Raw genomic sequence first — 6,919 nt, 5'->3', positions numbered from 1 at the left:
AAGTATAAATACGGATATAATAATACAATATATTGATGTTTATATCGATAGCTTATGGCATTCATCAATGTCAGATTTGTGTAAAAACAAGGCAGTGATGTGCACCATCAATACTGGACAGTGAGCTTAGTGACTTTCCATACTTATGCTAATTCGTGATTTGCTAATACTTGGTTCTTCGAAACTCATTTATGTCCAAACCCGTGTTAATAGGTGCGATTATAATAGCTTGCCAACCAACGAAGAATTCGTGATTGCTCAACAGTCGGTAGAACTTCTGTAATCTGAACTGAAGTCTAAGCAAGAAAAAGACAATCAAAAGCGAGCCCAAGTGGCTCGCTTTTTGTGTCTAGTAAAGATGCGTCTGAATGTTTTAACAGGGGGATAGCCTACAAGGCGATCGTGAAACAGTTTTAGAACAGAGCTTAAATTGCGACTCATCGGGTGATCTGGAAGCGCTAAGGTTATTTAGTCCCTGAGCGGTAGTTTGGATCTGTCCAGCATCGAGGTAACTCTTCCCCTGACATAAACATCAGTTCGGACTTTTTAAACATCTCAGGGTCTTGCTGTTCTTCGCCTGCTTGAAACCGACCTTCGATACTGTCTTGAAATAAGTTGGTTAATTTGGTCATTTCAGTTACATCAACGAGGTCACCGGTTTTTTCTCTTTTAGAAACATTTTTTTGCCCTCAATCTAATCGGTCACCCCAAATTATAATTGCTATTTGGAAAATGAGAGTCTTTTCAATTCCGGCACTTCTTGACTAAGCAGACCCCAGAGCTACGCTTATGATCATCGACAACCCAATCGATGAACAAACTTATCCTCAACAAATAAATGGAGTCGCGATGTCATCTGCCCATATTGCAAACAATCTCAGTGAACTGATTGGCGATACCGATCTTGTTAGAATCAACAGTCTTTCAGAGATATCAGGTTGTGAGATTCTTATTAAGTGCGAACACCAGAACCCGGGTGGTTCGATTAAAGATAGAGCGGCACTTCAGTTGGTTATGGATGCAATAGAAGCCGGTAAGCTTAAGCCGGGAATGACAATCGTTGAAGGTACTGCTGGTAATACGGGAATAGGACTTGCTCTGGTCGCTAAATCCCTTGGTTACAAAATGTTGGTGGTGATGCCAAAAGGGCAGGCACAAGAGAAAGAGCGCATGATCTCGCTTTATAATGCTGAACTGTTATTGGTCGACCCTTGTCCTTTTGCAAACCCTGAACATTTTTACCACACGGCTAAGCGGATTGGTGTCGAAAATGAGAGTTATTGGTGGGCAGATCAGTTTGAAAATCTCAGTAATTATCGAGCGCACTATTTAAATACTGGACCTGAGATCTGGCAGCAAACACAGGGGAATATTGATGCTCTAGTTTCAGTGGTGGGGACGGGTGGAACCATTGCCGGAAACTCACACTATCTATCTGAGCAGCAACCCAATCTCGAAACTTGGTTAGTTGACCCAAATGGGTCCGGCATTTATTCGTTTCTACGTAATGGACACTATCAATCAACGGGAAGTTCGTTCACGGAAGGCATAGGGATCATGCGAACGGTTGAAAATTTCAGGCAGGCAAAAATCAATCGTGCCATCACGCTTCCCGATCAGGATTTGGTGACGATATCCCGCCTTGTTGCGGAACATGACGGTATTCTTCTAGGAAGCAGTTCGTCGTTGAACGTAGCAGGTGCGCTATACGCTGCGGCTAGAATGGGGAAAGGGAAAACCATCGTTACATTTAGCTGTGACCTTGCTGAGCGCTCGTATTCGAAGCTGCACAACGAAACGTTTCTGAAAGAAAAAGAGATACAGCTTAATAAAGAAAACCTCTCTCAACTATGGGCTCGTTATCAAGCCGAAGATGGCAGCATGGTCGTCAACGTATAGTCGCTTTAAGTTAGTAACAGCCAGTGGTCTGCCAGCTCTTTCGTTAGCGCTGAACATCCGGTTAGAGCTAAACATCCGTTAGCACCAAATCCGGCACTATTGCTTGTTATTAGGGTAGTGAATCACATTATGAAATACGGCGTTTCCTTCACCGATATTTTTGTAGGCATGGGTCTGGTTAGCATTAAAGCGAACGGCTTGTCCTGCGCGTAATGTATGCCACTCATCATCAAACATCACGGCCATCTCTCCTGAAATGCATAAGATGTGCTCAGTGACGCCTGCGTTATGTGGGGCGGATTCATGCTGGTAATCGGGTGCTAGGGTGAGTTCGAATATTTCAAATCCTAGTGCTTCCTCAAAAGGAAACAACAAACTGACGAAAAAGCCAATGTTGTATTCTTCATGCCTTAGTTCGTTTGCATCTCTGAATAAACTCGTCAGTTCACTGTTTGGGCTAGCCGCGATAAAGCTCGAAAGTGACACCTCGAATCCAGAAGCTATCTGCCAGAGCTTAGCGACTGTCGGGCTGGATTCTCCACGTTCAATTTGTCCTAACATTGCTTTACTCACGCCTGTTGCTTTCGCTGTTTTGTCTAAGCTCCAGCCTTTTTGTTGGCGAAGGCGTTTCAAATTAACACCAACTTTAATTTCTGTTTGCATATTTTCTCTAAAAGTTTTTACAAATAAGTTGTGCGTTATAGCGCACAGTGCTAGGTTTGGTCTATGGACGTTATAACGCACGCAAGAAGAGATTAACATGACTAAGCTAAAATTTTCTCACGTCAGTACCGGCTTTATCGCTGTTTTCATTGGTTATGCGAGCGCTGCGGCGATTATTTTCCAAGCGGCAATGAGTGCTGGAGCAACCGAAGAACAAGTGGCGTCATGGTTTTGGGCGTTGGGAATTGGCATGGGCGTAACCACAATACTGCTCTCGTTTCATTACAAGAAGCCTGTGGTTACAGCGTGGTCGACGCCTGGAGCGGCGTTGTTAATCACATCGCTTGAAGGGCTGACAATGAATCAGGCTGTGGCCGTGTTTTTGTTCAGTTCGATGTTGATCACGTTAGTTGGATTAGCGGGGATATTTGAGAAAGTCCTAAAACAGATCCCAACATCGATTGCCTCTGCGATGCTCGCGGGGATTCTATTGCAATTCGGTTTGGGTTTGTTCACGTCGCTAATGGAAGAGGCACAAGTCGTAGCGGTCATGCTTGCTGTATTTATTCTGGCGAAAGCGCGGTTAGGAAATTTACTGATCCCAAGCATTTTCATCATCGCACTGGTCATGTGTGTGGGTTTTGGCAAACTCGATGTTAGTCAGGTAACTATGGGATTAACGACCCCGGTGTTCATTACGCCCGATTTTGAGTTCTTTTCGTTGTTCAGTGTCGGTATCCCATTGTTTATAGTGACGATGGCTTCACAGAACTTACCGGGATTTGCGGTTCTAAAAGCGAACGGATACCAAGTCGATTCATCGAAGATCATTACTACCACTGGGGTGACAGGTTTGATCTTCGCACCATTTGGCGGTTTTGCGTATAACCTTGCAGCGATTACGGGCGCTATTTGTATGGGCCCGAATGCGGATAGTAATCCAAAGACACGTTACATGGCGGGGATCTGTATGGGCGGGTTTTACTTGTTAGCTGGCGTGATGGGTATGTCATTTGTGTCGCTGTTTAGCGCTGTGCCCTCCGAGATTGTCATTGCGGTTGCTGGCTTAGCGGTGATGCCGACCTTGATGAATTGTTTAGCTGTTTCGATGGCAGACAACCACTATCGAGAGCCTGCACTGCTTACTTTCTTATTCACTGCTTCTGGCACCAATCTACTGGGGATCGGCAGTGCATTTTGGGGGTTGTGCATCGGGTTGTTTTGTTGCTGGTTGCACAATTACAAAGCTAAGTCACGTGGAGCAAACAAGACTTCGCAAACTTCGTCGTAATCAAACGACCCAAGATTAGGATCAGGTTCGCTGTGAATTAGAAACACCAGCAAGTTGTTTGAGTAGCAAGCCCAGTCATACTCGTGGCTGGGCTTGCTTACAAAGGAATAAAGCTACTTAACTTCGTATCTCAGTAGCACTTCATTATCGAGAACGACATTTGTCGACCAGATAAAGCTTGCGCCAGCACCACTGAATTTTTCGATAAAGTTCATGTACGCTTTTTTATTGTTCACGCCAATATCGTCTTCTGAATATACCGATGCTTGAGGCCAAGATGTTGAATCGAACTCTTGGTTCATCCAGTTGGTTGGTGTTTCCCAATGAGCGGCGTAGGCATCTTGACCGTGGTCTGTTCCTTCCGTGGTGCAGCTTTCAGAAAGACGCTTCCCGTCCACTTCACTCAAACAAGTCAGGTCATAAATCGGTGAGGTATAAAAGGTTTGTGCTTGCCAGTCTGGTCCTGTCACGGTTCCGTCACTAAAGCTCGCGATAAAGCCACCATCACCAGCGTGGTATGCCTTTCCGCGGTTATCTTCGCTGCCAAGACCTAGGTTTTCTTCCCAATCAATCACTTTCACGGCAATCGTGTAAGGCTTCTTCACCTTAAATTTGACGATGTTTGAGTTAAACGGTGTGAAAGGAACGGTATCTACCGCGATTAACTTGCCGTTGATATAAAGTTCGAAATAGTTATCGGCAAAAATATAACCTGTTATTTCCTCACCGTCTTGATCCACTATCGCTACAGGTACAGAGCTTTGATCGACTTCGGCTAGGCTACTTGGCGTGGTGTTTGAGCACTCTTCATAAAGATCAAAGGCTTTTGGCCCTGTCGCAAAGTTGTTCTTGGCTGGAACCGTCCAAACCTTTCCTTCTGAGTCCGTAATTTCCCCAACGCCCGCCACTCGGCTACGTCCGTTTGCACACTCAAAGAGATTCGATTCAACGGTGGTCGCCACACCCTGAGTAATACTCGCTGAGCCTTGGTAATCACTGATGTTGCTGACCGAAGGCGTATCTGATGATGGTGAGCAGCCTGTAGCGAGCAAAGCAACCGATGAAAGGGCAAGGGCTTGATATTTTTTGATGATCATTGATTGGGTATCCTAAATGGGTGATTTAAATAAGCGTGGTTCAAAATAAGCCAAGTGCAAGTAAGTTAATTGAAAACAAAGCTATTTCAAACAAATCCGAGCTAAGTAGCTAAGTAGCTAAGTAAGCCGTGAACTCATAGCTGATAGCTGGAACGACGAAACTAAGCAAGAGCCAAAGCAATTGTGAGGTACCACGCTTATTATTTGATGAGGCATATATTACCCGTACAAATGTAAACAAGCGTAAAGCTGAGTAAGCATGCGCAAAACAGCGCTTTTATAGGATGATCACATCAGCTTGCGCGGAGCTTGAAAAAATACTTAGAACGAAGCGGTTTCAGGTTGTGATTGAGATAGTATTTTGCTACAAAACGCGCATAATCTCGCTATACAACATTTAAAGAAGAATTTACCTATGACTACCTTTCAATACTACTTTCACCAACTGCCTTGCTTCGACTGTAAAAAAACGACAGTAAGTACTGATCTTGGTTGGTTAACGCCTGCGATGAAAGACGATGCTATCGCACAAGTGACAGCAACACTTGCACAAGGCGAGGTTACTCCTGACCTTTCAGCAGACGTGGTTTGTACGAAAGAAGAAGCTCGCGAGTACTTGCTGCTTAACTTCTTTGGTTACTCAGAAGAAGAGTTAGAAAGCGGAATCGAAGCGGATGATGAAAAAGAAGTGGCAGACGAAATCGCAGAGCTAGTAGAAGAAGGTAAAGACACCATCACCTTCGAACATGAGATTGCTCTTCAGTGCTGCGCAGACTGCGATGTTGAAGACGAGTCAAACTAAGCTTTTGTATTAAGAGTATTAAACTAAGTACTCTTATTAAGGTTCATCATGCAGCTATGATGTTCTAATGATGAAAGGCGTTAGCGAATTGAAGTTCGCTAACGCCTTTTTTGTCTCTCTGCTTCTTATATAAGCGACATTAAACCTTAAGATGTTGTGCCTTCTGTAATGCCTTGTTTGCTCAGTTGCGAAAGGATCTCAGCGGTTTTCTCTCTGAATAAATCTCTCAGTAGACGCACAGTAGGGGTGATGGATTGACGACTTGGACACACTAACCACAGCTCGGTAGGTGTCGGCTTAAATTCAGGCATAACTTTAACCACTTCGCCTGAAAGCAGGTGAGGAGACATGTCTAGACAAGATTTTATTGCCACTCCTTTACCTGCGATACACCAACGTCTTACAAGGTCTGCGTCGTTCGAAGCGCGATTTCCTTTTAGTTTCACTTTATGATCTTGAGTACCATCGTTAAACACCCACTCGTCTTGCAACATGTCATGGAGTTGGTAAAGCAAACCATTGTGCTGCGCTAAGTCACTCGGGTGTTTTGGTGTGCCCATTTCAGCCAAGTATTCAGGAGCCGCACACAATATCCTCGGCACATCGCATATCTTGAAACCATACATGTTGGCATCGGTCGGAGAGCCGTAACGCAGCGCCATATCGACGGAATCTCGGTAGAAGTCGATATTGCTATCGCTGATGCTAGTGCGAAGCGTCGCCTTTGGGTATTCAAGCAAGAACTCATCTAACCAAGGTGTGATTAGGTTGCGTCCTAGATCCGATGAAAGCGCTATGCGAATTTCACCGTCAAGAATACCAAGCTCTTCGCGCATGTTGAGCTTCGCTTGCTCCAACATCTTTAAGGCTTGTTCGCATTCCGGTAAATAACGCTCGCCTGCTGAAGAGAGCCTTAGGTGGCGTGTGGTTCTTACAAACAACTCTGCACCGAGTGCCGCTTCAACACGTTTTACCGCTGCACTTGCTGTGGCAGTACGCATATCGAGGTTGGTGGCTGCAGCGGTGATACTGCGAAACTCCGCCACTTTCAAAATGACCTGTAAGTCTTCAAGAAGCATTTCGTTTCCCTGTTCTGAACCTTGAATCGGTTGTTCGGTTACCCATAAATTAGGCATTTTCAAATTGCTAATCTTAGTATTTTTCCTG

Annotated in this window: 7 protein-coding genes; 3 read left to right on the top strand and 4 right to left on the bottom strand. The window is 44.8% G+C overall.

Annotated elements, in window-relative coordinates:
• Nucleotides 1–464 precede the first annotated feature (464 nt).
• Nucleotides 465–632, bottom strand: a complete 168-nt coding sequence (locus AB6D58_RS18600) for a hypothetical protein (RefSeq protein ID WP_017062447.1) — start codon at nucleotides 630–632, stop codon at nucleotides 465–467.
• Between the two features lie 217 nt (nucleotides 633–849).
• Here AB6D58_RS18600 and AB6D58_RS18595 point away from each other — a divergent pair, with 217 nt between their 5' ends.
• The gene (locus AB6D58_RS18595) at nucleotides 850–1,899 is read left to right on the top strand and encodes a cysteine synthase A (protein ID WP_102320367.1); all 1,050 of its coding nucleotides are present in this window, start codon (nucleotides 850–852) and stop codon (nucleotides 1,897–1,899) included.
• Between the two features lie 96 nt (nucleotides 1,900–1,995).
• On the opposite strand, the gene AB6D58_RS18590 is transcribed toward AB6D58_RS18595, so the two are convergent.
• Nucleotides 1,996–2,562 (bottom strand): helix-turn-helix domain-containing protein, encoded by a 567-nt coding sequence (locus AB6D58_RS18590; RefSeq protein ID WP_065584742.1) that lies wholly within the window; start codon nucleotides 2,560–2,562, stop codon nucleotides 1,996–1,998.
• Nucleotides 2,563–2,659: 97 nt separating this feature from the next.
• Here AB6D58_RS18590 and AB6D58_RS18585 point away from each other — a divergent pair, with 97 nt between their 5' ends.
• The gene (locus AB6D58_RS18585; protein ID WP_372158013.1) at nucleotides 2,660–3,853 is read left to right on the top strand and encodes a benzoate/H(+) symporter BenE family transporter; all 1,194 of its coding nucleotides are present in this window, start codon (nucleotides 2,660–2,662) and stop codon (nucleotides 3,851–3,853) included.
• 113 nt (nucleotides 3,854–3,966) lie between these two features.
• On the opposite strand, the gene AB6D58_RS18580 is transcribed toward AB6D58_RS18585, so the two are convergent.
• Complete coding sequence (locus tag AB6D58_RS18580) at nucleotides 3,967–4,950, bottom strand: hypothetical protein (protein ID WP_136982649.1); 984 nt, start codon at nucleotides 4,948–4,950, stop codon at nucleotides 3,967–3,969.
• Between the two features lie 415 nt (nucleotides 4,951–5,365).
• Between AB6D58_RS18580 and AB6D58_RS18575 the strand changes: the two genes are divergently transcribed.
• Nucleotides 5,366–5,752 carry a hypothetical protein gene (locus tag AB6D58_RS18575; RefSeq protein WP_048606034.1) on the top strand — a complete coding sequence of 129 codons (387 nt, stop codon included), beginning with the start codon at nucleotides 5,366–5,368 and terminating at the stop codon, nucleotides 5,750–5,752.
• A gap of 146 nt (nucleotides 5,753–5,898) precedes the next feature.
• Here the strand turns inward: AB6D58_RS18575 and AB6D58_RS18570 are convergent, their stop codons facing one another.
• Nucleotides 5,899–6,831 carry a LysR family transcriptional regulator gene (locus AB6D58_RS18570; RefSeq protein WP_137002266.1) on the bottom strand — a complete coding sequence of 311 codons (933 nt, stop codon included), beginning with the start codon at nucleotides 6,829–6,831 and terminating at the stop codon, nucleotides 5,899–5,901.
• Nucleotides 6,832–6,919: the final 88 nt, after the last annotated feature.

It is taken from the genome of Vibrio sp. 10N.239.312.D08, assembly GCF_041466145.1.
GTDB lineage: Bacteria > Pseudomonadota > Gammaproteobacteria > Enterobacterales > Vibrionaceae > Vibrio > Vibrio crassostreae_C.
Note: the sequence above shows the minus strand (reverse complement) of the source record. Positions and strands in the feature narration are given on the sequence as shown.